21 protein-coding genes are annotated in these 24,765 nt (G+C 55.8%); 14 read left to right on the top strand and 7 right to left on the bottom strand.

The window, feature by feature from the left end:
• The first annotated feature begins 19 nt into the window (after window positions 1-19).
• The 3 genes from AVO44_RS04310 to AVO44_RS04300 are packed head-to-tail and all read left to right on the top strand — an operon-like array spanning window position 20 to window position 4,705.
• Window positions 20-1,267, top strand: coding sequence for a TolC family protein (locus AVO44_RS04310; protein WP_169794827.1), 1,248 nt, complete (start codon window positions 20-22; stop codon window positions 1,265-1,267).
• Complete coding sequence (locus AVO44_RS04305) at window positions 1,264-3,411, top strand: type I secretion system permease/ATPase (protein ID WP_068333099.1); 2,148 nt, start codon at window positions 1,264-1,266, stop codon at window positions 3,409-3,411. The genes AVO44_RS04310 and AVO44_RS04305 overlap by 4 nt, the downstream gene beginning before the upstream one ends.
• Complete coding sequence (locus AVO44_RS04300) at window positions 3,395-4,705, top strand: HlyD family type I secretion periplasmic adaptor subunit (protein WP_068333097.1); 1,311 nt, start codon at window positions 3,395-3,397, stop codon at window positions 4,703-4,705. The genes AVO44_RS04305 and AVO44_RS04300 overlap by 17 nt, the downstream gene beginning before the upstream one ends.
• Before the next feature lie 69 nt (window positions 4,706-4,774).
• Here AVO44_RS04300 and AVO44_RS04295 read toward each other — a convergent pair whose 3' ends face one another.
• The 4 genes from AVO44_RS04295 to AVO44_RS04280 form a co-directional block, all read right to left on the bottom strand.
• On the bottom strand, window positions 4,775-6,541 hold the full coding sequence (locus tag AVO44_RS04295) for an ABC transporter ATP-binding protein (protein ID WP_068333094.1): 1,767 nt from the start codon (window positions 6,539-6,541) through the stop codon (window positions 4,775-4,777).
• A gap of 271 nt (window positions 6,542-6,812) precedes the next feature.
• Complete coding sequence (locus AVO44_RS04290) at window positions 6,813-7,514, bottom strand: response regulator transcription factor (protein WP_068333091.1); 702 nt, start codon at window positions 7,512-7,514, stop codon at window positions 6,813-6,815.
• On the bottom strand, window positions 7,511-9,409 hold the full coding sequence (locus AVO44_RS04285; protein WP_082677380.1) for a PAS-domain containing protein: 1,899 nt from the start codon (window positions 9,407-9,409) through the stop codon (window positions 7,511-7,513). Before AVO44_RS04285 ends, AVO44_RS04290 begins: the two co-directional genes overlap by 4 nt.
• A gap of 75 nt (window positions 9,410-9,484) precedes the next feature.
• Window positions 9,485-11,017, bottom strand: coding sequence for an alkaline phosphatase family protein (locus AVO44_RS04280; RefSeq protein ID WP_068333085.1), 1,533 nt, complete (start codon window positions 11,015-11,017; stop codon window positions 9,485-9,487).
• Window positions 11,018-11,288: 271 nt separating this feature from the next.
• On the opposite strand from AVO44_RS04280, the gene AVO44_RS04275 reads away from it, so the two are divergent.
• The 4 genes from AVO44_RS04275 to AVO44_RS04260 are packed head-to-tail and all read left to right on the top strand — an operon-like array spanning window position 11,289 to window position 15,187.
• The gene (locus tag AVO44_RS04275; RefSeq protein ID WP_233421914.1) at window positions 11,289-12,401 is read left to right on the top strand and encodes an ABC transporter permease; all 1,113 of its coding nucleotides are present in this window, start codon (window positions 11,289-11,291) and stop codon (window positions 12,399-12,401) included.
• Window position 12,402: 1 nt separating this feature from the next.
• Window positions 12,403-13,218, top strand: a complete 816-nt coding sequence (locus tag AVO44_RS04270; protein ID WP_068333080.1) for an ABC transporter ATP-binding protein — start codon at window positions 12,403-12,405, stop codon at window positions 13,216-13,218.
• Window positions 13,219-13,223: 5 nt separating this feature from the next.
• Window positions 13,224-14,540 (top strand): MlaD family protein, encoded by a 1,317-nt coding sequence (locus AVO44_RS04265; protein WP_068333077.1) that lies wholly within the window; start codon window positions 13,224-13,226, stop codon window positions 14,538-14,540.
• Window positions 14,537-15,187: an ABC-type transport auxiliary lipoprotein family protein gene (locus AVO44_RS04260; protein ID WP_068333074.1), complete on the top strand. Its 651-nt coding sequence runs from the start codon at window positions 14,537-14,539 to the stop codon at window positions 15,185-15,187. Before AVO44_RS04265 ends, AVO44_RS04260 begins: the two co-directional genes overlap by 4 nt.
• A 137-nt stretch (window positions 15,188-15,324) precedes the next feature.
• On the opposite strand, the gene AVO44_RS04255 is transcribed toward AVO44_RS04260, so the two are convergent.
• Window positions 15,325-16,434: an alkene reductase gene (locus tag AVO44_RS04255; protein ID WP_068333071.1), complete on the bottom strand. Its 1,110-nt coding sequence runs from the start codon at window positions 16,432-16,434 to the stop codon at window positions 15,325-15,327.
• 179 nt (window positions 16,435-16,613) lie between these two features.
• On the opposite strand from AVO44_RS04255, the gene AVO44_RS04250 reads away from it, so the two are divergent.
• From AVO44_RS04250 to AVO44_RS04230, 5 genes are all read left to right on the top strand, one after another.
• Window positions 16,614-17,198: a TetR/AcrR family transcriptional regulator gene (locus AVO44_RS04250; protein ID WP_068333068.1), complete on the top strand. Its 585-nt coding sequence runs from the start codon at window positions 16,614-16,616 to the stop codon at window positions 17,196-17,198.
• Window positions 17,199-17,209: 11 nt separating this feature from the next.
• The gene (locus tag AVO44_RS04245; protein WP_068333065.1) at window positions 17,210-17,506 is read left to right on the top strand and encodes a YciI family protein; all 297 of its coding nucleotides are present in this window, start codon (window positions 17,210-17,212) and stop codon (window positions 17,504-17,506) included.
• Window positions 17,503-18,108 carry a DNA-3-methyladenine glycosylase I gene (locus AVO44_RS04240; RefSeq protein WP_068333062.1) on the top strand — a complete coding sequence of 202 codons (606 nt, stop codon included), beginning with the start codon at window positions 17,503-17,505 and terminating at the stop codon, window positions 18,106-18,108. The genes AVO44_RS04245 and AVO44_RS04240 overlap by 4 nt, the downstream gene beginning before the upstream one ends.
• Before the next feature lie 118 nt (window positions 18,109-18,226).
• On the top strand, window positions 18,227-19,000 hold the full coding sequence (locus AVO44_RS04235; RefSeq protein ID WP_068333058.1) for an HAD-IIB family hydrolase: 774 nt from the start codon (window positions 18,227-18,229) through the stop codon (window positions 18,998-19,000).
• Window positions 19,001-19,018: 18 nt separating this feature from the next.
• Window positions 19,019-20,248 (top strand): glycosyltransferase family protein, encoded by a 1,230-nt coding sequence (locus AVO44_RS04230; RefSeq protein ID WP_068333055.1) that lies wholly within the window; start codon window positions 19,019-19,021, stop codon window positions 20,246-20,248.
• On the opposite strand, the gene AVO44_RS04225 is transcribed toward AVO44_RS04230, so the two are convergent.
• On the bottom strand, window positions 20,232-21,977 hold the full coding sequence (locus AVO44_RS04225) for a sugar phosphorylase (protein ID WP_068333053.1): 1,746 nt from the start codon (window positions 21,975-21,977) through the stop codon (window positions 20,232-20,234). The two genes, AVO44_RS04230 and AVO44_RS04225, sit on opposite strands and share 17 nt — an antisense overlap.
• A gap of 134 nt (window positions 21,978-22,111) precedes the next feature.
• Window positions 22,112-22,729: a TetR/AcrR family transcriptional regulator gene (locus AVO44_RS04220; protein ID WP_068333050.1), complete on the bottom strand. Its 618-nt coding sequence runs from the start codon at window positions 22,727-22,729 to the stop codon at window positions 22,112-22,114.
• 170 nt (window positions 22,730-22,899) lie between these two features.
• On the opposite strand from AVO44_RS04220, the gene AVO44_RS04215 reads away from it, so the two are divergent.
• Entirely contained in the window at window positions 22,900-23,829 is a 930-nt protein-coding gene (locus tag AVO44_RS04215) for an AEC family transporter (protein WP_068333047.1), read from the top strand.
• A gap of 102 nt (window positions 23,830-23,931) precedes the next feature.
• The gene (fghA, locus tag AVO44_RS04210; RefSeq protein WP_068333044.1) at window positions 23,932-24,765 is read left to right on the top strand and encodes an S-formylglutathione hydrolase; all 834 of its coding nucleotides are present in this window, start codon (window positions 23,932-23,934) and stop codon (window positions 24,763-24,765) included.

Genomic DNA, 24,765 nt, shown 5'->3' with positions numbered 1-24,765 from the left:
AGACCTGACCGGGGTTGAAATGTCACTGTCCCGTGGATCTGTCGGCGTTGGGGCAAGCGTTCCGTCGCCTCAACTTGCGCAAAGCGCATTTGGGAAGCGTGTTCGGGCCGCTGTTGAGTCGAGTCCCGAATTGGCACAGAGTGCCACGCGACTTGAGGTAGCTGCAGCCAATGAAGACGCCGCCAAAGGCGCTTTCCTGCCGCAATTTTCCTTAGGCGTAAATGCCAGGTCCGAGCGAATCGACACAAACACAGCCGACGTTACTCCGTACCTGCGTATTTCGCAGCTTGTCTATGACGGCGGTGCTGCATCGAATGATCTGGCTGCGGCGAAAGCAGGTGTTCTGCAAAGCCATGGCGATCAATTGCAAACCGCTGCAGCACTCGCGCTTTCGGCGATCGAAGCGTATGTCTTGGTTCTGGACAGGCGAAAAATCTTGGAAATATCTGCCCGAAATGTCACGGTTCACGAAGAGTTAGAGCAGCAGATTACGGAGCGGACAGAACAGGGTGTTGGGTCCAGCGCCGATGTTCTGACAGCCCGTTCGCGTATGGCTGACGCACGGACAAGGCTGGCAGATGCCCAATCGCGTCTGGATCGCGCGAATGCGCAGTTTCGTGAGCTTTTTGGCTCCACCCCGACAACGCTACCGCCGCCTGTCGCCGCACCCACATTGCTCAGAACCGATGCGCAGATTGTCTTAGACAGCCCACAGGTTCGCCGGGCAGACGCGGCGTTGCTATCTGCGAAGGCGGCGCAAGCGGCTGCCCTTGCGCGACGCCAACCTGAGGTTCAGCTGGCAGCCTTTGCCGACATGGACAACAGCAGTGATGCAAATTTCGGTGTCGATCTATCGCTTAACTACGAAATCGACAGCACAGGCCAGCGCCGCGCCACCATCGCTGCCGCCGAAGCGCAGGTCAAAGAGGCTGAATTCGCCCGTGACTCGGTCATTCGGAGTATCCGCCGCGAACTCGAACTCGTTCGGTCAGATCAACAGGCAGGCGCGGTTCGTTTGCAGACCGCTCGGGTTGCAGTTCAAGCTAACGCCGACAGTGTGGCTGCGGTGCGGGCTCAATTCACAATTGGACGGCGTAGCCTAATCGAAATCCTTGATGCCCAAAGAGACTACGTAAACGCGCAGGAAAGACTGATCCTGGCCGAGCAGAGCTTTTTTCTTACCAATTACGCTGCGCTTAGCCTGACGGGCGATATTCTGGATTTGCTGGGCATTTCAACAATCGAATGGCGTGAGGACGGCCCATGACAAAGCCAGCAACCATTTCGCACGGCGCTGAGCTTTCGCCTCTTGAAGCCTGCCTTTTACACGTCGCGGCCCAACTTGACCGCCCGATAACACTTGCAACTTTGTTTGCCGCGCAATCTGGACCGGCAGGAGAGCTTACCCTCCGCGACGCCATCGAGGTATCTCAGAGAGCGGGTTTGCAGGCCGGATATGGCAAACGCAAGTTAGGGGATTTTGATGCAAACTTGGCACCTGCGTTATTGGTTTTGGAAGATGAAAAGGCCATTGTCTACCATGGCCGCACAAAACATGGGCACCTCTTAGTATTTGATCCGGCTCTTGGTGATGGAATCGGTGAAGTTTCGGAAGACAAGCTGAAGCAAATATACACCGGATATGCCATATTGTTTCGTCGCAATCATCAAGAAGACGTGGCAACTGGCGACGCCCCTGTTTCTGGCCACTGGTTCTGGTCGGCAATGGCTGCGAACCGATGGTCCTATACACAGGTGGGCCTTGCCGCAGCGCTTGCCAACTTGCTGGGCCTGTCGACCTCGATCTTCATCATGGTTGTTTATGACCGTGTGTTGCCAAACGAGGCCACCGAGTCCCTTATCGCTCTGACGGCCGGGGTCGGCCTCGCGCTCGGGTTTGATTTCGTTTTGAAACTTTTGCGTGCAGGGTTCATTGATCGCGCCGGACAAAAGGCCGATCTGCTGATGGGACGGCGCGTGTTCGATCAAATTTTGAACATTCGCATGAAATCCCGAACCGGATCCACCGGCGCCATGGCAAGTACCGTTCGTGAGTTCGAAACGCTGCGAGAGTTCTTCACTTCGGCAACACTCGTTGCATTAGTTGATCTACCATTCATTGCCCTGTTCGTCTTTGTCATTTACTTGGTTGGCGGACCATTGGCGCTTGTCCCGGCGCTCGCTGTTCCGTTTGTCCTGCTGACCGGTGTCGCAATACAGCCCCTGTTGTCGCGCCTAGCAGAAAAGAGTTTCTCAGACGGTCAATCCAAACAATCCGTCCTTGTAGAGACCGTATCAGGGCTTGAGACTATCAAAACCACCTCAGCCGCCCGGCAAATGAGGACACGCTGGGAAAACGCGATAGAACGCCAATCTTCTCACGGCATTCGCAGCCGGACGGTGACGCAGTTCGCATTGAATTTGACTGGATTCACCCAACAGGCTGCGCAGGTTCTGATTGTCTTTTTTGGCGTTTTTCTGATAACGGACGGTCAGGCCAGTATGGGGGCATTGGTCGCTTCGGTGATGCTGACGGGGCGCGCCCTGGCCCCATTGGGCCAACTTGCACAGACGTTGACACGCGTCAATCAGGCGCGAAGTGCCTACCGTAGCCTCAATGCACTGATGCAGGCCGAAAGCGAAAGACCGCCGGGTCGCACATGGGTCAGTCGGGACGGTTGCGAAGGTCGTATCACCTTCAAGGATGTGCATTTTGCTTACCCGGATCAGCCCCACGACACATTGGCCGGAGTTTCATTCTCGATCGAACCGGGTGAGAAAGTCGCGATCTTGGGACCAATCGGCTCCGGGAAAAGCACTATTGGTCGCCTGTTGCTTGGGCTTTACGAAGCGCGCGCGGGGTCGGTCATGTTGGATGGGGCAGATATACGTCAGATTGATCCCGGCGATTTGCGTAGGAATATCGGATCCGTGCTACAGGATATCTGGCTGTTTTCCGGCACTGTACGCGAAAACATAAACAGCGGCGCTGTCAGAGCACGTGATCGGGACCTGATCCATGCAGGTAAGGTGGCAGGGGTTGAAGACTTTCTAGCCAATACACCCAGTGGATATGACCAGAAAATAACAGAGCGGGGTGAAGGCCTTTCAGGGGGGCAGCGACAAGCCATTGCATTGGCCAGAGCGTTAGTCGGGCGTCCTCGGGTTTTGCTACTGGATGAACCGACCAGCGCGATGGACGTGAAAACCGAAGCAAACGTGATCCAACGCCTTAAACAAGCGACGCAAGACACAACAATGGTAATAGTGACACACCGCACCACCCTGTTGGAACTGGTCGACCGTGTCATTGTGGTCGAGAACGGACGCATTAGCGCTGACGGACCGAAAAGCATGCTTTCCCAACATGCCCGCAAATCACGGAGGCACCTGAATGTCGCGGCATCCTGACCTTGCCACGCTCGCCCGTGAAATGCGCGGTCGCTCACCCATACGTGGATCCTTGCTTTTGTTGGTCATCACTTCTTGCTTGGGCGCACTGGGGCTCTGGGCGCATCTGACCGAGCTGGACGACGTGACCCGCGTTGACGGCCGAATTGTCCCCTCGGCAGACATTCAGGTGATTGAAGCCACTGAACCCGGCGTTCTGCAATCATTGAAGATACGTGAGGGGCAAGTGGTTGAAAAAGGCGCATTGCTGATGGAGTTTGAGACAACCCAAATCGACAGCCAACTGGGCCAGGAGCAGCAGCGCGCATTTGGCTTGATGGCGCGCACTCAACGCTTGCAGGCCGAGATTGATGGTACTGACCTTCAGTTTACGGCGGCCCTGGTCCAAGGCGCTCCTGAGGTCGTTCGATCAGAAACCGCACTCTATCAGGGGCGACAAGCTGAACTGAGAGCAGAAATCGCCATTCTGCAAAGTCAACGGCAGCAAAGACAACAGGAATACGAAGAAGGCCTTGTGGACCGTGTCACCGCTGATCAAACGCTCAGCTTGCTAGCCGAAGAACGCGCTATGATGGAGCCGTTGGTCCAAAAGCGCATGGAGCCAGCCACGACGCTTCTGACCCTTCGCCGTGGTGAGGCCGAATGGGAGGGTCGCCGTACCCGAGCTATCGCCGTGACCAACAGGCTGAAAACCGGGCTAGAGGAAATTGACGACCGCATCCGCGCAACCCGCAGCCGGTTTCGGAGCGCGGCTTTGACCGATCTGGCACTGGCAACCACGGAACTTGCTGCCTTGCAGCCAGCTTTGCCCGCCCTGCGCGATCGGGCTGAACGGGCGCAGATAAGATCTCCGGTCCGCGGCATCGTTAACCGCATTCATCGCAGCACGATCGGGGGGTTGGCACGCAGCGGTGAGGAGTTACTGGAAATTGTTCCTTTGAACGACACTCTGCTTGTCGAAGCCTATGTGCGACCGGATGACATCGCTTTTCTGCATGCCGGACAATCGGTCAAGGTCAAGATAACCGCCTATGACTATGCACGTTACGGTGCATTGGACGGTCAGATCACTCGTATCGGCGCCGACACGATCACACGATCCGAGCGCAATGATGAAGAGGTTTTCGTTGTTGAGATTGAGACCAGCAATTCGATGTTGGACGCCGATGGACTGGCCGTAGAAATAATCCCCGGAATGATTGCAGAAGTCGACATCCTGGCAGGCCGGAAAACGGTTATGGAGTATCTGCTTCAACCGGTTGTCAAAATCAAAGACAGGGCCCTGCGTGAATAGAGAGAAGCGGTTGGAACCCGTTCTAGCGCGGCAAATGAACGGAGCCTTGTGCTCCGAACGATTGCTCCCCTAGGAGGCTGGTTGCCTGAACTGTTTGTCGAACAATTGCCGGAACATACCATCATTCTCGATCAGGGTGTCCAGATTGCCTTCTTCGATGACGGCACCCTCTTGAATGACAACGATCTTGTCCGCCTCAAGCACCGTCGACAGCCGATGAGCGATAACAATCGTTGTTACATTCTCGGTCAGCTTTTCCAGCGCCGTTTTCACTAGCGTTTCGGATTCCGCATCAAGTGCACTGGTGGCTTCGTCGAGCAACAGGATTTCGGATTTGCGCAAGATCGCGCGGGCAATGGCGAGCCGCTGTTTTTGCCCGCCGGACAAAAATGCCCCGTTTTCGCCAACCTGCGTGTCGTAACCATATTCCATCTTACAGATGAATTCGTGCGCATGTGCCGCACGCGCCGCTTCCACCACTTCGTCGTCTGTCGCATCTGGACGTGCGAACCTCAGGTTCTCCATGATCGAGGCCGAGAACAGGAATGTCTCTTGCCCAACATAGGAAATTTTTTGGCGCAACGACTCAAAAGTTGCGCCTTGCAGATCCTGGCCATCTATTTCGACCGCCCCGCTATCTGGATCATAAAACCGCATGATCAGGCCAAATATTGTCGACTTACCGCCACCGGACTGACCGACCAGTGCCGTGGTTTTCCCAGCTTGGAACGTGAGGTTCATGTCCGAGATGACGTTAGGTTTTCCCGCATATCCAAAGTTCAGATCCCGAAGGCGGATTTCCCCAGGGCCAGGGGCCAGAGGCTTCGCGTCAGGGCTTTCCCGCATCGGTTCTTCTTCGTCCAGCAATGAGAACATCATGTCGATGGGAACCAAAGTCGTTTCTATGACAACGCGCATCTTGGAAAGACGTTTTGCTGGTTCATACGCCATCAAGAGCGCGGTGATAAAGGACATCAACTGGCCAGCGGTCGTAGGTTCGCTGCCTGCGAAGCCAATTGTGCTGATCACTAGTATGGCGGCAATCGCAAGACCTGCGAGGAACTCCATCAGCGGGCTTGCGATTGACTGGAGTTTCGCAATTGAATTTGCGCGCTTTTCAACTGACCGGACAGCGTTGTTCATACGTCCGGCCATGTGGTCTTCCAAAGAGAAGACCTTGATGATCGTGATGCCCCCAGAGGTTTCTTGCAGGACCTTGTAGATCTCGGACAGTGACTTCATCTCGGACTTCATGATCGAGCGAACCTGTTTGAGCAGGAAACGTACGCTGATCAATGCCACTGGGCCTACAATGAAAAACAACACCGAAAGCAGCGGTTGCTGATAGATCATTACAAAAACCAGGCCGATCAATGTCAGCAAATCGCGCACGAAACTGGTGACAATCACATCGACCAATCGTCGCGCTGCCTGCGCACCTTGTGTGACGCGCATCAATAGGCTGGATGACTCGTTCTTTGAGAAAAAGCCGACACCGCGTTTGATCAGTTTCGCATATAGGCGTTCCTGCTGAACGGCAATTATCCGGTTGCCGGCCCGTGCCAAGAAAACGGCCTGAACATAGGACGCGGCAGCCTTGCCAAAAAACAAAGCAAGCACGGCTGCTGCAATCAGATAGACTTGACCCCGCATCTCGGGCTCGGTCATCGCGTTGACGATGTTCTCCATCATCCATGCGGTGCCAGCCGTGGTCGCGGCGACCACGACCATGGCAATCATCGCGATTCCGTACAGCCAACCCTGATTGCGGAAACTTTCCCCCAGCAGGCGTCCAATATGGCCTGATTGCCATTTGGCCCAGGTTTTTTTGATCATTTTATTCTCCAAAACCTTTTGAACGCTTTTCCCAAGCACAGTAATGGCCTTATTCGGTTACCAAACTGCGGCGGATGGACAAGTTGCCGCTTGTTACGCCCCAGCGCGCCAAGAATCCATAGCCCGAACCCAGATAGTCTCTGCGCTGTATCTCAGCAAACATCAGGCATGGGCGGCTTTATCCTGTTTCACACTAATATATTGTCTTTTAATATAAAACTCATCTTTTTGGCTTCTATGTTTAGCTGTTCTACGAAAGTTTATAGGCGCTTTATCGCCACTCAACATCCCCCAGGAAAATATATCCGGCCCCATAGATCGTTTTGATCAGGCGCGGATTCTTCGGATTTTCCCCCAGCTTGGTCCGCAACCGAGATATGCGAACGTCCATGGCCCGATCAAAGCTGTCTCCAGCAGCGCCCCCCAGCGCTTCTTGCATTTGCGCCCGGCTGATCAGACGTTTGGGACTGTCCAGGAACAGCCGCAGAACTTCACCTTCGGCATGGCTAAACGGTGTTTCATTGCCGTCGCCATCAATAAGAACATATCGGTCAAAATGCGCAGTCCAGCCATTGAAACCGGCCACGTCCGACTGAGAGTTCTGTATTCTGGGGGATCGCAACCTGGCACGGATGCGGGCCACGACCTCAGCCGGGTCAAACGGCTTGGTGATATAGTCATCTGCCCCAAGCTCCAGTCCTGTCACGCGGTCTTGCACCTGCGCCCGGCCAGAGATGATGATCACGGCGGCCCCTCGTTCCAATGCCAGCCGGTGCACAAGCGCCAGCCCGTCCGTATCGGGCAAAGACAGATCAACCAGGCACACATCCGGCGTGACACGTTTCAGCGCGGCCTCAAACTCCCGTGCCCGGGCAAAACTTTGGGTACGAAATCCTGCCTCTTCCAAAGCATCGGTCAGAACGCGACGGATTTCGGGTTCGTCATCGACAATTGTGATCAACGGTTGCGTCATGAGGGGGCCTCGGTACGGATGAGTGCAGACAGTTGCGCACGGGTGAACGGTTTACTCAGGACCGGGGCCAGAGTCAGCGCCTGCTGGTGCAACGGGTCAGAAAACGGCAAAGACGTCATTAAAATACACGGCAAACCCGGTTTAAGCTGTGCCAGCAACTCAAGGCCGGTTCCCTGCCCTTCCAGCCGAATGTCCGACAACACCAATGCGATATCCTGTATATCGGCTGTCAGTGCCAGTGCTTCGTCGACGGATGTGGCCTCGATCACGGAAAACCCAAGCTCCACAAGCATATCACGGAACTGCCCGCGCAGATCGTCATTATCTTCGACCAGCAGAACCAGCCCGTCCTGAATTGGCGGAGCAGGGCGATACGGCAAACGCATCGATACCATCGCACCCGAGGGCGTGTTACGTAGACTCAGGTCGCCGCCCGCCAGTTTTACTGTGTCGTACACCATCGGCAGACCCAGCCCCGAGCCCTTGCTGCCCTTGGTCGTAAAAAATGGGTTCAGCGCTTTTTCCAACGCTTCCTTCGAAAACCCCGGCCCCGTGTCCGAGACCGAGATTTCGATCCAGATGTCACCAATCTTATGCGCACTGATTGTGACTTGTCCGAACCCGCCACACGCATCGCGTGCATTCAGAACAAGGTTCAATAGCGCGTCCTGAACCATGCCCGGATCCAACAATAGTGCCTCGTCCGGCAGGGTGTTCACCATCGAAAGGCCGACACCGCGCGGCAAAGAAGGTGAGGCGAGAACACGCAAATCTTCCAACAGGCTGCGCATATCGGTTGCTTTGGGCTGAAACGTTCGGTTTCCGGTCATATCCGCGATCCGGTTTAGCAATTGTCCACCCCTTCGGGCGGTTTTTTGGGTCGCGGCAACCAGTTCATGCGCCTCTGAGGGCAGGTCCATTTTTTCCAGTCGGGACTGCATGCCCAAAATGATAGTCAGAAGGTTCGAGAAATCATGCGCCAATCCGCTGGTCATTTGCGCCGCCATTGCCCGGCGCCGCGTCTGTTGCAGGGCAACCCGTGCTTGCGTTTCCTCGGTGATGTCGACCGACATGACATAAACGCCGCCCTCTTCATCCGGTGAAAACGACACGCGGATACGGCGCGAATCCTGATCCTCCGTAAACTCAAACACCGACGTTTCGCCGCCATAGGCTTTTTGCAAGTGGGGTTCGACGCGGGCAAAAGCCGAAGCGCCCAGTGCTTCCGAGATGTGCATGCCCAGAATTTCGGATGGTCGGCCCGGCATGACCGAGCTGAGACGGCGGTTTGAATGATCATACCGCCCGTCGGCATCCAGATGGGCGATATGGGCCGGCATCATCTCGGTCGTCATACGAGTCCGGGCTTCGATCTCGATCAGTTGGCGTTTTGCTTCCTCCAGGGCTGTGTTTGTTGCGGCAAGCTTCCGGTTGGCGGCGGCAAGTTCCTCGGCCCGAACAAGCAACTGCCCTGACAGCACCTCTGAACGTGCGCGCAGCAGTGCCTCCGCCTTTTTGGTGCTTGTAATATCGGTATACACGGACACCCATCCACCCTTGGGTAGCGGCGCACCTTCGACCGAGATCACGCAGCCATTTGCCCGGACACGCTCCAAGTAATGCGGCTCAAACGTCAGCGCCTGCTGAACGCGCTGATTGACGGCGTCTTCTACGTCGATATCTGTGCCGTATTCACCCTGTGACGCAAGATAACGGATCGTGTCAGCGAACAACGCACCGGGCCGCACCAATTCATCCGGCAGATCAAACATATCCTGAAAGCGGCGATTACTGACCACCAGACGCAGCTGGCTGTCATAGATCGAAAGCGCCTGTCCGATCAGGTTCAGGCCCGCGCTTGTCATAGACTTTATCTGTTGATCTGTAATGTCCAACTTCGCCCTCCAGACAAGTTATGCGTAGCATTGGATTAATCGAGGGTGTAGGGGGCAAGAACACCGCAGGTTGCGTTAGTAACGCGGTTTGGATTTTGCGCCGTCCGGCGTTAGCGAATGCAGCGACAACGTGTGATCCATATTACACATCCGATGTCGCAGCATCTGCCGCCCTAAACGCGCCAAGTCCGCAGCATAGGCCGGGTCGTCCGCAACATTCTGCAATTCTCCTTCGCCTTCATGATCGAACAATAGTGGCGGTAGGTCAGCGGCGAACTCGACCAGTGTAAAGCGTTCGTTACGCAGAATGCCCAGGCACGACTCGCTGAAGCCTGTTCCCAGCTTTTGTTGCCACACCGACGGGGCTTCAGGATCGGCGAAATCCAATTCGCTGAAAGTATAGCCGCGCCAGTCTTCAAGTTCCTCGCCTTGTAACAAGGGCATCAATGACCGCCCGTCCATTGCGTTCGGGGCAGGTTGACCGACCCATTCCAGAATAGTCGGAGTGATGTCGATCGACTCGGTTGGCGCAGTCACCACCGATCCTGACTGCGCTTCGTTACCTGGCAGCCGGATGATCAAAGGCGTATGATAGGCCGCGTCATAAACGGTCATTTTGCCCCAGCTGTGGCGATCACCCAGCATCTCTCCGTGGTCTGACGTAACCACCAGCAGCGTGTCGTCGTATTGACCGCTTTCTTTGAGGAACTGGATAATACGCCCAATATGGTGATCCACTTCGGTCGCGAGCCCCAGATAAACGGATCGCAGAATCTGGATATTCTCAACCTTGGGATCAACGCTTTCGAAACCCAAGACGACATCCTCAGCCGTTTGCCTGTCTATTGCCGGGCCAAAGAAGGGATGCATGGCCCGCTCCTTGACCTCATCAGGAAACCCGGCCGGCTCAGGCAGCGCGGCTGGATCATACATATCGTTGTAAGGCGCGGGCGCGACAAGCGGCGGGTGTGGCCGGATATAAGTTAGGTGAGCGAACCAGTTCTGACCTTTGTAGGCTGCAATACTGCTGAGGAACGCGTCCGTCAAAAAGGCCGTATCACTGTCTTCGGCCTTGTAGAGTGCCGGATCATTCAGGCGCGGCGTGTCTCCGTTAGGAGAGGTCGGTTTGTGCACATCCCAATAGGTGTCAAAGCGGTAGCCCCGCTTCATCAGATGCGATCGCCAAGGATAGGATTCCTCCAACCGCATTTCGACAATTTCATCGAACCCTGCCATGGGTTGTTCATAAGATTTCAGAACCGGATCGTTCGGATCATGCACGCGGGGATCGGCAGAGGTGTCGGTATAGCCAAACAACATAGGCAGGTAACCGGCCTTGCGCATTTCAGTTGCAAGATTGGGCGTGTCGTGCCGCAGCGGCGTGCCATTGCGGACGGACCGATGGTTCATCGCATACTGCCCGGTCAGGATCGAGGCCCGCGAAGGCCCGCAAGGGTTTGTGACGGAATAGTGACAGTCAAAGCTGACGGCTTCGCCCCGAAGCGCGCGCAGGTTTGGCAGATCGACATGATCAGCCAAAGCACCGTGCAGGCAATCCGCCCTCAACTGATCAATGATAATGAACAGAATATTTCCCGGTTTCTGCATTCTGCCAACTCTGATTCTAAAACTGTGCTCCTGCCGCAAACCCTGTCTTGGTTCTCTGGTCTCGACAAGCGTTTCGGTGTGCTGAGTTTTGGGTGACCCTAAACTCTGCGCCCTTCGGAAAACAGCCCCGTCGAAACGGGTGTTTAAACAGGCATGGACCGGGCACAAATTGTTACACCACCGCTTATGCGCGGCGACGAATCCTCAAACATTCTAAAAATGCGTTGCAGCAAGGCGCTGTTTCACATCACATACACCCATGACGCAACCCATGATACATTCGGACAGTGACGCAGATGGCGTCTGCCTGCGTATTTCGGGTGAGATGCTGACCCAATCGCTGGACACCGTCGAACAGGCGTTTCACGCAGTTCAGCCGCAAGGGGGCAACATTACGTTTGATCTATCCAAGGTCGAGGCGTTGGATACTGGCGGCGCATGGCTGATTGCCGATCTGGCGCGACGCTCGCGGAAACTGGGCGCTGAGATCCGGTTTGAAGGGTTAAGCCCTGCGCAATCCGCCCTTCTCGGCACAGTGGCCGAGAATATTCCGGACGAACCGGGTACCGAGGTCCAACCCCGCAGCTTTGTCGATTGGGTAGCTGCCGTCGGTGAACGCACGGCCGGAGCATGGAAGGACACCCTGTCCATGCTGGGCTTTTTGGGTCTGACGTTGCATCGGTTGGCCCGCACGATCGTGATGCCATGGCGACTGCGTCAGGCTGCGTTGGTGTCGCAGATGGAAGAGGTCGGATTAAAAGCCATCCCCATCGTTGCCCTTATGGGGTTTCTGATCGGCGTTGTGCTGGCGTTTCAGGGCGCGACGCAGCTAAAGCAGTTCGGAGCCGAAATTTTTGTGGTTGAGCTGATCTCGATCTCGGTGTTGCGGGAATTGGGTATCCTGCTGACCGCCATTATTGTCGCCGGCCGCTCTGGGTCTGCATTCACCGCATCCATCGGCTCGATGAAAGTGCAGGAAGAGATTGACGCCATGCGCACGCTGGGTCTGGACCCAATCGAAGTGCTGGTGATCCCGCGTGTTGTGGCCTTGCTGATCATGCTACCGATCCTTGGTTTTGTTGCCGATATGGCCGCCCTGATTGGTGGCGGTTTGATGAGTTGGATCGACCTCGACATCAGCCCCGGAATGTTTGTGACCCGTTTGAAGGAAGGCACAGGCATCTGGCATTTCGCCATCGGCATGATCAAGGCACCGTTCTTCGCTGTCGTCATCGGGGTAATCGCTTGCTGGCAGGCGATGCAGGTCAAAGGTTCGGCCCAGAGCGTTGGTCAAAGGACAACAGCCTCGGTGGTACAATCAATCTTTATGGTCATCGCCTTGGATGCCCTGTTCTCGATCTTTTTCGCGACCTTGGAAATCTGACATGGACGGGACCGTGCTGCAGCAGACTTCGGACACCGACGCTCAGCGCGAGGCAGTGATCCGTGTGCGCAACCTGACCAACCAGTTCGGGTCGCAGGTGGTGCACCAGAATCTAAACTTGGATGTCTGGCGGGGTGAGGTGCTGGGCATCGTGGGCGGTTCGGGCACAGGCAAGTCGGTTTTATTGCGCACGATTGTCGGGCTGAACAAACCCGCCGCTGGAAGTATCGAGGTGTTGGGTGTCGATGTGCTGAACGGCCCCGAACAGGAGCGGCGCAGGATAGAAAAACGCTGGGGCGTTGCGTTTCAGGACGGGGCGCTGTTTTCCTCTCTGACGGTATTGCAGAACGTCATGGCCCCGTTACGCGAACATACCGGGCTGAGCGAAAAGCTTATGCAGGCTTTGGGAAGCCTGAAGATCAGCCTGGTCGGCTTGCCGCAACTCAGCTGCGAGAAATTTCCATCTGAGCTGTCCGGTGGCATGCGCAAGCGTGCTGCGCTGGCGCGCGCGCTGGCGCTGGATCCCGAAATCGTATTTCTGGACGAACCCACCGCCGGACTGGACCCCATTGGAGCCGCTGCTTACGACGAGTTGATCGGTGAATTGCAGCACGCATTAGGATTGACGGTTTTCATGGTGACACATGATCTGGACAGCCTGTATGCCATTTGCAACCGCGTTGCGGTGCTAGCAGAAAAACGCGTGCTGGTTGAGGGACGGATTGAAGAAATGACCAAAGTCGATCATCCTTGGGTGCAAGAATATTTTACCGGCCCCCGGGCGCGCGCGGCGCAAGAGAAGGGGCACGATAGGTAGAGATCATGGAAACCCGAGCGAATTACATCCTGATCGGCGCTTTCACCCTTGCGGGTATCCTCGGGGCATTCGGATTTTTTCTATGGCTCGCGAAATTCGAGGTCTCGCGGCAATACGCGTATTATGACGTTTTGTTCGACAACGTTTCGGGGCTTTCAGCAGCCGGCGGCGTCAGTTTTAACGGCCTGCCGGTTGGGCAAGTCATTTCGTTGACCCTCGACGATGACGACCCATCCAAAGTGCGGGTCAGGCTTGAGATTGACGCGGAAATCCCGGTGACCGAGGACACGATTGCACAGCTGCAATCCCTTGGTGTGACGGGCGTCAGTTATGTGGAATTGACCGGCGGGTCGGCCAGCGGTGAACGATTGCCCCAGAACAGTGTCATCCAAAGCAGACGCAGCGCCATCCAGTCGTTGTTCGAAGGCGCGCCGAAGGTGCTGGATGAGGCTGTAACCTTGTTGGAAAACCTGAATGCCGTCGTCGACGAAGAAAACCGCCAGAGGGTCAATAACATTCTGGACAACCTCGGCGCAGCTTCGGGGCGGTTGGACAGGACACTTTCTGATTTTGAGAGCCTATCCGGGGATCTAAGCGGCGCTGCCGAGAAGATTGGGGATTTCACGGATGGGTTGGATAATCTGGTCCAGACCGCTGAAACGACACTGAATACAGGCAACGACACACTGGAAAGCGTTAAAGCAGCGTCTGACTCCGCCACAGCGGCATTGGACAGTGCAAAAACTGTCATTGAAAGCGCGGGTGAGGTGATAGAAGACGATGTAAAACCATTCATCGACCGGGCCTCAACCCTGGCTGAAAACCTGAACGTGCTGACGGATGAGGCCGAGATGTCGCTGGCCGTCATTACCGAGACATTCGAGAATGCAAACAGCACCCTCGGTTCGATAACGGTTGCGATGGACTCGACGAAAGGCACGCTCAGCGCCGCCGAGCGCGCATTTGACTCAGCCAACAGGATTCTTGACGAAGATGTCGGTGTCGTGATGGACGATATCCGAACAGCGGCCAACGAGGTTTCAGCGACCGTGAAGAATGTCACCGAACGGCTGGATGACATCTCGGCCGATGTACTCAGCGCCTCACAATCTGCCTCAGAACTGTTGGGAACGATAGATGGCATAGTGCAGGACAATCGACGCCAGCTATCGACTTTCTTGCGGGTCGGCCTGCCGCAATTCACCCGCTTTATCGAAGAGTCGCAACGGCTGGTCATTAATATGGATCGCCTGGTCGACAGAGTTGAACGTGATCCCGCGCGTTTCCTTCTGGGCACACAAGCATCGGAGTTTGGCCAATGATAAGGCATTTTCTTGTGGTCCTTGCCCTTGTGTCGCTTGGGGGATGCGCAGGTCTGGGAACATTGCGGCAGGCGTCCAAGCCGAACGACCTGTATCTTCTGACGCCCAAAAGCACATTTTCTTCGGCGTTGCCGCGTGTTCAAAAGCAGATTGTGGTACAGGAACCCACGGCGACGGCTGCGGTCAACACGGATCAGATCGCAATCCAGCCGACCCCGTTTCAGGTGCAATATCTGCCGCGCGCCCGCTGGGTGGATCGCGCACCGCTGATCGTTCAGGCGTTGCTGGTCGAAAGCTATGAAAACAGTGGCAAGGTGGCAGCCGTGGGCCGTTCAACGGTCGGTTTGCGCCCCGACTACGTCATCGCGCCTGATATTCGGGAATTCCAGGGGCTGGTGGTTAATGAGACCGAAGGCACCAAGACCATTCGGGTCGAAGTTCGCATCAATATCAAGATCATTGACGAGTTTGACGACAAGATCATCGCATCCAACTCGTTCCGCGAGTATGTGGTTTCGGCCAGCGACCAAACCCCGGATCTGGTCAAGGCGTTTGACGACGCTCTGGGTAGAACCATGCGGGATGCCGTCGAATGGAGCGTGCGCAGGATCAGCGCCCATGCCGCCAACAACCCTCGACAAAGCTGAAGCCTCCAGCGCCCACCCTCTTGCCAGAAGGCCTGGCCGTCCGCAGCGTGAAACGCACATCATGAACCAGACGGAACTTATGTTGCAGTCGGATACTGAGCCGGTGTCCCGGCTCAGATTCTTGGTGTTTTGAACGGCTAAGCTGCGTCTGTGAATTCCGCAGAAAACTGTGGATAGTCGGTGTATCCGGTCGCCCCGCCCGTATAGAAAGTCGACTTATCAACTTTGTTGAGCGGCAACCCCTTCTTAAAGCGCCGTACCAAGTCCGGGTTTGAAAGGAACGCGGCTCCGAACGAGATCAGGTCGGCATGACCGCTCTGAATGGCCTTTTCCGCACGTTCTTTGGTGTAGCCGTTGTTGGCGATATAGGGGCCAGAGAAAAGCTTGCGCAGTTTGCCGTAATCAACAGTCCTGGATGCGCCAGCAACATGCCCGCCAAAATCCATGCTGGTTTCCAGTACGTGAAGATACCCCAGACCTCTTCCAGAGAGGTTGTCGACAATTTCCTCGAAATGCCGTTGCGGATCAGAATCCGACATGCTGTTGAAGGTGTTTTCCGGAGACAGTCGCACACCAACCCGACCTACCGGTAAGACGTCAGTCACAGCATCAAGAACTTCGTTCAATAAACGCATCCTGTTTTCGGTGCTTCCCCCATAGGCATCTTCGCGTTTGTTCGTGCCATCGCGCAGGAATTGATCAATCAAATAGCCATTTCCGGCATGAACCTCGACTCCATCGAAGCCAGCCGCCACGCAATTCTCGGCTGCTTGCCGATACTGCGCGATAACATCCTTTATTTCCCCGGCTTCCAAAGCCCGTGGTGTTTCAAAGGGTTGATATCCCGTCGCGGTAAACGCAACGCCATCCGGCAAGACAGCAGATGGTGCGACGGGCACGCAGCGGTTGGGTTGATGGCTATTGTGCGAAATTCGACCGCAGTGCTGCAGCTGCGCAAAAATTCGGCCGCCTTGCGCATGGACGGCATTCACGACACGCAACCATCCTGCGGTTTGCTCGGGCGTGTACAGGCCGGGTGTGCATGGGTATCCGACCCCTTGGTGCGATATAGGTGCAGACTCTGTGATGATCAGACCGGCTGATGCGCGCTGCCGATAGTGCTCGATCATAAGGGGGGTGGGGACGCCCTCGGGGGTTGCGCGGCTACGCGACAACGGTGCCATTACCATTCGATTGCGAAGTTTCAGATCGCCGATTTGGATGGGTGAGAACAAGTTGGGTTTCATGGTTATCTTTCTTAGGTCAGTTGTCCTATATTTTAAGTATGTCAAGCGTCCTAATATTGTAAAGCTATATTTTGCAATACTTTTACCGATTGACTTTTTAGGACCGTAGACCTAATACCCACGACAGGACCTAAGTTCGGTTCAGATGGTAATATGGTCAAGCTTGGAAGGACGCGGGCATGAAAGCATCGGATACACGCGAAAAGATTGTAACCGCCGCGGACAAGCTGATCTATGAACGCGGGTTCGATTTTACGTCTTTCGCAGATATTGCAAGCGTCGTGGGAATCTCGCGCGGCAACTTCTATTACCACTTCAAGACCAAGGATGAGATTCTGGATGCTGTTATCGAGCGTCGAATTCGCGACAGGTCGAAGATGCTGGGAGGATGGGTCGAAGCCGGCCATTCCCCAAAGCAATGCGTCGCCAACTTCATCCGAATCTTGTTGATGAACAACCAAAAGATCCGCTCCTACGGGTGCCCCGTCGGGACGTTGTTTCTGGAATTGTCAAAGCTGAACCATCCCGGCGAGTCCGGTGCACGCGATCTGTTCGATCTATTCCGAGTCTGGCTGGCTCGGAGGTTCAAGGAAATGGGAAGAGAAGACGATGCCGATGCGCTGGCCATGCATATTCTGGCGCGAAGCCAAGGTGCGGCAACCCTTGCCAACGCCTATCCCGACGAGCCGTTCCTTGAACAAGAAGTGCAACAAATGCTGGCCTGGCTTGATGCGGTGGCCGATGGCGCAATTATCAAAACCTAGACGGAAGTATCATGTATATCATCACCCTCAACCTGACAGAAAAGAAAAGCAAAGCGGCCGAGTACATGGCTGCTCATAACGCGTGGATTGCAAAAGGGTTCGACGACGGGGCTTTCCTTGTTGTCGGCGGACTGAAACCTCAGGGTGGGGGTGCAATACTTGCCGTGGCGAATAACCGGGCCCAACTTGAAGAACGGTTGGCCGCTGACCCGTTTGTTGCGGAAGGCATTGCGACGCCCCACATTCAAGAGGTCGCACCCGGCCGAACTGACGCGCGGTTGGCGTTTCTGAAAGGCGCCGCAGCATGAACGCGCTTTTTGTTGGGCCTGATGGGCGCACAAGATGTAAGTGGGCTGGTGCCGCACCCGAATTCTTCGACTATCATGATAAAGAATGGGGTTTTCCCGTTGCAGACGATACCCGTCTCTTTGAAAAACTTTGCCTAGAAAGCTTCCAATCGGGGTTGAGCTGGCGGACGATTCTGAACAAGCGCGAGGGCTTTCGCGCCGCCTTTGACAGGTTCGATTTTCGGAAGATTGCAACATATGGGCAAGCGGACGTAGATCGTTTGCTAACTGATGACTCCATCGTGAGACACAAGGGCAAGATCGCTGCGGTGATCAACAACGCCGGGCGTGCTGTTGAAATGGTTGAGGCCGAAGGATCACTGGCCAGCTTTTTCTGGCGCTACGAACCGCGACCTGAAAATCTCGCGCCGCCGCAGTCCCGGTCAACCAGCCCGGAATCCGAGGCAATTGCACGAGAGTTAAAACGCAGGGGGTGGAAATTCCTGGGGCCAACAACGGTCTATGCGTTCATGCAGGCCATGGGGTTGATTAATGATCACGCAGAGGAATGCTTTGTGCGCGCTAAAGTTGAGGCGGCGCGCCGCGTGTTCAAACGGCCATAGCACCCGATGTCGCCTGGCAACAAATGCGCCTAATAATTAGGCGTTCACGCCGGAGTTGACCGGAAATTCGTCAGCCCGCATTTACAATGTGCATCCACGATCCTTTACTTTCAGGCAAATGAACGACTCTGCCGCACATGCCCTGCCCCTATTGGTGTTTTCTGATTTGGATGGGACGCTATTGGATCATCACGACTATGGCTGGGACGCGGCCAAACCCGGCCTTGAGCGATTGAGAGACCTGGGGGCCGGCCTTGTTCTGGCCAGCAGCAAGACGGCGGAAGAAATTCGAGTCCTTCAGCAAGAGATGGGCGTGACCGACATGCCGGCCATCGTCGAAAACGGTGCAGGCATCCTTTGGCCCGGCAAACCCGATTCAGATGACGACGATTATACTCGCCTGCGCGCCGTGCTTGAAACGCTGCCCAAGGGGTTTCTTGGGTTCGGAGACATGACAGATCTCGACGTCGCGCGGGAAACGGGCCTCAGTCCGGCGCAAGCGACACTTGCACGCCGACGCAGGTTCAGTGAACCCGGTCTCTGGACGGGGTCTCAAGCAGGCTTGCAGGAATTTTTGAAAGAAGCGGCACGTAACGGAGTGACGGCTCGGCAAGGTGGTCGATTTCTGACGTTGTCCTTTGGTAGAACCAAAGCTGACGCGATGGACGAGGTGATCCGGCACCTTGAACCTATCCGCACTATTGCGTTGGGTGATGCACCAAACGATGCTGAAATGATCCAAACTGCTGATCAGGGCGTTGTTGTCGCCAATCCTGATGGACCGTCAATTCCCCCTTTTCCACCAGAAATAGAAACACAGATACTGAGAACAACACATAGCGGGCCGCAGGGCTGGTCAGAGGCGATCCTGACCCTGACTGCGGACCTCTGATCACAAAAGGCATTCGGCATGGCGGATTTTCATCAGAACGGTAACATAACCACCCTGCACAACCTGCGCAGCCGGCCTGCCGGACATCTGGCCCATGAAATTTCGGTTTATGCCGAGACCCGCAAAATCACCCTGATCCTGCCGTGCCTTTACTCCGAACTGGAAGGCCCGGCGCTGGCGGGTATCTTGGATGAGTTGGCGCAGGTGAGCTATCTTCACCGTATTGTCGTCGGGCTGGATCAGGCCGACGAGACGCAATACCGTCATGCACGCGCGTTTTTTGCAAAGCTGCCGCAAAACCACACCGTGATCTGGAATGACAGCCCGCGCTTGACCGCACTGCAATCGCACCTGAACGATTTGGGCCTCGCCCCGCAGGAACCCGGCAAAGGCAAGAATGTCTGGTCCTGCATTGGATATCTCTTGGCCTGCGCAGACAGTTCGGTTATGGCGATTCACGATTGCGATATCGTGACTTACGACCGACAGATGCTGGACCGTTTGGTCTATCCGGTCGTGAACCCTACCTTTCCGTTCCAAATGGCCAAGGGTTTCTACCCGCGCATTGGTGATGGCAAGCTGAACGGCCGTGTCACGCGCCTTTTGGTCAGCCCGCTGTTGATTGCAATGAAAAAGGTGGTCGGAGATCGGGACTACCTCGATTACCTGCGCAGCTTTCGTTATCCGTTGTCGGGCGAGTTCGCAATCCGCACCCCTACCCTGCCCGATCTGCGCATCCCGTCAGATTGGGGGTTGGAGATTGGCGTTCTGTCCGAGGCTTGGCGCAATCTGGCGCCAAAATCCGTCTGCCAGGTCGAAATCGCCGACAACTACGATCATAAGCACCAGGACCTTTCGCCAGAAGACGCCAATCAGGGTCTGAGCCGTATGTCCACCGACATCTGCAAGGCAATCTTCCGCAAGCTTGCCGCAGATGGGACAGTCTTTACCCCGAATACGTTCCGCACTCTGAAGGCAACCTACTACCGCTCAGCGCTGGATTTGCTTGAAAGCTACTACACCGATGCACGGATGAACGGGTTGGAACTGGATCGCCACAAGGAAGAAAAATCAATCGAGCTGTTTGCCGAAAACATCATCCGCGCCGGTCAGGTTTTTCTGGACAACCCGCATGAAACGCCGTTCATCCCGACCTGGAACCGTGTCCATTCAGCGGACCCTGAGTTCCTGCTGCGACTCAAGGCGGCGGTGTCCGACGATCTTGCAGAATTCACCCCGCATTCGTGATCCAGCGGCATTGATACGGGGCCAGCACGATATCCGGGCCGTTGGTTGCAAGGATTTCCTCAGTCAGGGCATCGGTCCAGGTTTCTTCGGCAATCATGTTAAACTCGGTCGGGCTGACATTCACTGGCTCTGACGAGACATTGTGTAAAGCAAAAATCGACTGGCTGCGATCCAGGCTCTGCCGCCAGATGCCAAAGACACGATTGTCCAACCGCAAGGTGAATTGCGTCGCGTTGGGATGAAAGGCGGGTTGCTGTGCGCGCAATCGGAGGCGTCGCGACAGTTCCGACAACACCAAGGCCTGATTTGATCCCGGATCAGCCAATCGCGCCAGCAGCTCTGGGTAATGCCAGCGATGTCGGTTGATTGCCCGATTCATGCCGCGTCGAGCGACCCCCTCATGATCGTTGGGCGTCGCCAGCAGGGAATGGATGTAGAACGCCGGTATCCCCTCCAGCGACATGACAATCGTCTGAGAGCAGATGAATCGCGCCAGATGGTACTGATCCTCTCCGTCAAACGTTTCGCGCATCGCCTCGAAATACCCGCAGTTCAACTCATAGGGTTCCTCGCGCCCGTCCGGCAGTGCCCGCATTGAAACCAACCCGCCAATACGTCGGACAGTGTCGATCATGCGTGTTTTTTCATCAGGCGGCAGAACCCCTTCGGCAGGGCGCATGCCAATCCCATCATGACTGGCCGTAAAGTTCAGATAGGCGCATCCCAACTGTGCGGGAGGCATCGCAGCTTGCCATTCACGCAGGTATTGTGCTGTCCCCGACTGCATCGCATGCAGGATCAGCGGCGGCAAAGGGAAGTTGTAAACGGCATGCGCCTCATTCCGGTTGCCGAAATAGCTGAGGTTCTCAGTTCGGGGAACATTGGTTTCGGTCAACAGGACCAGTGTTTCCGTTGTAAAGTCGCAGAGCAGCCGCAACAACTGAACGATAGCGTGGGTCTGCGGTAGGTGGATGCAGTTGGTACCGATCTCTTTCCAGACAAAAGCCACCGCATCCAGCCGCAGAATCCGCACCCCTTTGTCTATGTGGAGGCGGATGATCCGCAACATCTCCAGCAATACCTCGGGATTTGAAAAATCCAGATCGACCTGATCGTGACTGAAGGTACACCAAACGTATTTCTCGCCCCTATTGGTTTCGACCTGCCGCAACAGCGGCGTGGTGCGGGGGCGCACGACCTGGGACAGATCATCCTCGGGCGTGGCTTCGACAAAGAACCGGTCGTGCGGAGATTTTCCCTGAAGGTAATTGGTAAACCACGCGCCTTGACTGGACACATGGTTCAGCACGAGATCGGACATCAGATGAAAGTCGTTGGCGATCCGCGTGATGTCGGGCCAATCGCCCAGCTGAGTACTGACGCTATAGTAGTCAGAGACCGCAAACCCGTCATCCGAGGTAAAAGGAAAAAACGGCAGGATATGCACACCATTCACGACACCTCTGAGATGTCGGATCAGGAAATCGTGCAATAGGTCCAGCGGTTTGTGGGCCTGATCTTCGATCGAGTTCCCATAGGTGATAAGGACGCTGTCTTTTTCCGACCAAAGCTTGTTGCCGGGCTTGCGGCCTTGTTTCCGCCGATGCGTGCCTGCGGGCCAGAAAGCATCTGTGATCTGCTGCGCCAGGATAGCCTGATCGTGTTCAGGATAGATCTGAACAAGCAAGTCGCTCAGACGGCGGGAAAAACTGGCAGTCGCACGGGTCAAGGATCACAGGGCCTTCGGTTTATCCGGCTGATGGTTTTCCAGAACGCGCCACCTGTCAAACATCAATTTCGCCATTGGGCCTTGTTTCAGCAAACGCTTTCGTGGCTGCTCAAATCTTGGTCGTGCCCTCTTTGTCAGACACCGTATCGCGCCATGAACATATCCACGGCCTGTAACGCGATCTCGTCGATTTCCGATTTGCTGAAACTTGTCTGAATGCCCAATGCTGCCTTGGTCCAGATGCGGACCTTGCACAGTTCTGAAAACTGTTCAGCCGCGATCTGCACATCTTCGATGGCGAGCTCACCCTTTTCGACGGCCTTCTCAAGGTACTCTACCATGTGGCGCTGACCGTTCTGCGGCCCGGCCTCAAAAAAAGCCATGCCAAGTTCCGGGAACCGATCCCGTTCAGCGACGCATACCCGGAACACCTGCTGCGAGAAATCGGACACCAAGAACGCGGCCAGCTGTGTCGCCGCGATTGTCAGGACCTCGCGCGCGGGTTTGGAATCGTCGATCATCGAAATGACGTTTTCAGCCAGTCTTTTGCACTCGGTCTGAGCGACCTCGGTGAACAACAAACGCTTGTCTGGGAAATAGCTGTACAACGTTGCCTTCGAAACGCCAGCCGCCCGCGCGATGTCATCGACGCTTGCGCCCTCGAACCCATCCGCCAGGAAAACCTCTCGGGCGCCGCGCAGCACCTGATCGAATTTGCGGCCCGTCCGAAGGATGGCGGCTGTCTGAGTCATGGGCTCTCCTTGGGTTGCTGATCCCAACAAACTATAAACCGATCAGTTCAGATACAACGATTCGCGCAGTTTTGTTTGGAAATGGCTAATAATCACTCATTGTTTTTACGATAGGGCGCTTTGATTTCAGGTGATTTGCTGCGCGGCAAAACAATGCTAACACTCTGCCCATGGTCGAGATTTTTCTGCGCACGCTTCCGTTCTTTGCGATCATCGGCCTGGGGTACTGGGCCGGGCGCAGCCGCTTCTTTACCGAAGACGCGACGGCTTATCTGACCAAGTTTGTTTTCTATTTTGCATTGTCAGCGATGCTGTTCCGCTTTGCCGCAACGTTGCCTTTTGCCGAAATTTTCAACGGCCGGCTGGTTTTGGGCTATCTGCTGGGCACCATGGCAGTCTACCTGTTGGCCACATTTGTGGCGTGGATTCGGGGGCTTGATATCCCCACTGCGGCGGTCGAGGCGCAATGCGCGGCGATTGGAAACGTTGGCTTTTTAGGTCTGCCAATGCTGGCCCTGCTGTTGTCCGAAGCGGCCATCGGACCCGTCATGCTGGTATTGGCGGTTGACCTGGTGGTGTTTTCCTCACTCATCGTGATCTTGATCCATGCCGGTCGCGACGGTCGCCTAAGCCTCGCCACTTTGCGTCTTATCGGCTTAGGATTGGTGAAGAACCCTATGATCGTGTCAATTTCTGCGGGCATGCTGTGGTCGGCCTTTCAGGTCCCGGTCCCTGACCCGATGAACGATTTTCTGACCCTTCTGGGCGGGGCTGCAACGCCCGGCGCATTGTTCGCAATCGGGGCATCGCTGGCGTCCAAATCCGCCGAACGGGTCCAGATCGCGGCGTGGCTGAGCTTCTGCAAGCTGGTCATTCATCCGGCCTGTGTCGCAATTGCCTTGATCTGGCTGATCCCGGTTGCGTCATTTCCAGCCTCGGTCGCCATCGCTGCCGCCGCGTTGCCGGTTGCGGGCAATGTCTATATGCTGGCCGCCCATTACCGCGTGGCCCCCCACCGCGCATCCGCGGCAATTCTGTTGTCGACCGCGGCCAGCATATTGACCGTACCCGTGGTGATCGCCTGGCTCGCAGCACTCTGAAGACTGACGGTCAAAAAATATGTGCCTCCGCGGACGGTGGTCTTTACGCCACGCCCGCGGGTCGTTAGCCATGTCGCAACTCCAAGTGAAGGATTTTGCCAGATGGAAACCCTTTCTGAAAACGCCTGTTTCGGGGGTGTGCAGGGCGTTTACCGCCATGCCTCCTCAGCCTGCCAATGCGATATGACCTTTGGTCTGTTTCTACCCGCCGAGGCCAAGGACGGCCCTGTGCCTGTGCTGTGGTATCTGTCCGGTCTGACCTGCACCCATGAAAACGCCATGACCAAGGCAGGTGCGCAGGCCTGGGCGGCAGAACAAGGCATCGCCGTTGTGTTTCCCGATACCTCTCCGCGGGGTGAAGGCGTCGCGGATCACGAAGACTACGATCTGGGTCAGGGTGCAGGGTTTTATGTCAACGCGACGCAAGCGCCCTGGGCGCCGCATTTCAAAATGTGGGATTACGTGGCCGAGGAACTGCCCGGCTTTCTGAAGGAAAACTTCCCCATCGACGGGGATCGACAGGCGATCACCGGGCATTCGATGGGTGGCCATGGCGCCTTGACGCTGGCGATGAACCTGCCCGGGCGTTTCCGATCCGTTTCAGCCTTTGCCCCAATCTCGAACCCGACACGCGCGGATTGGGGCCGCAAGCAGCTAAGCGCCTATCTGGGTGATGACGAGGCCGCATGGGCCAAGCATGACGCCGCGCTACTTATGAAAGAAAAGGGTTTTGATGGCCCGATCCTGATCGACACTGGCGCGAATGATCAATTCATCGACCTTCTGCGCCCCGAGGCGCTCGCTTCTGCAATCGCTGAACGACGCCAACAGGCCACTTACCGCCTCCAGCCGGGGTATGATCATTCCTATTTCTTCGTGTCGACCTTCATGGAAGACCACATCACCTTTCACGCCGAAGCGCTGTATGGGGATTAA

Source organism: Ruegeria profundi (assembly GCF_001507545.1).
Taxonomy (GTDB): Bacteria; Pseudomonadota; Alphaproteobacteria; order Rhodobacterales; family Rhodobacteraceae; genus Ruegeria; species Ruegeria profundi.
This window is presented reverse-complemented; position numbering and strand designations above follow the sequence as displayed.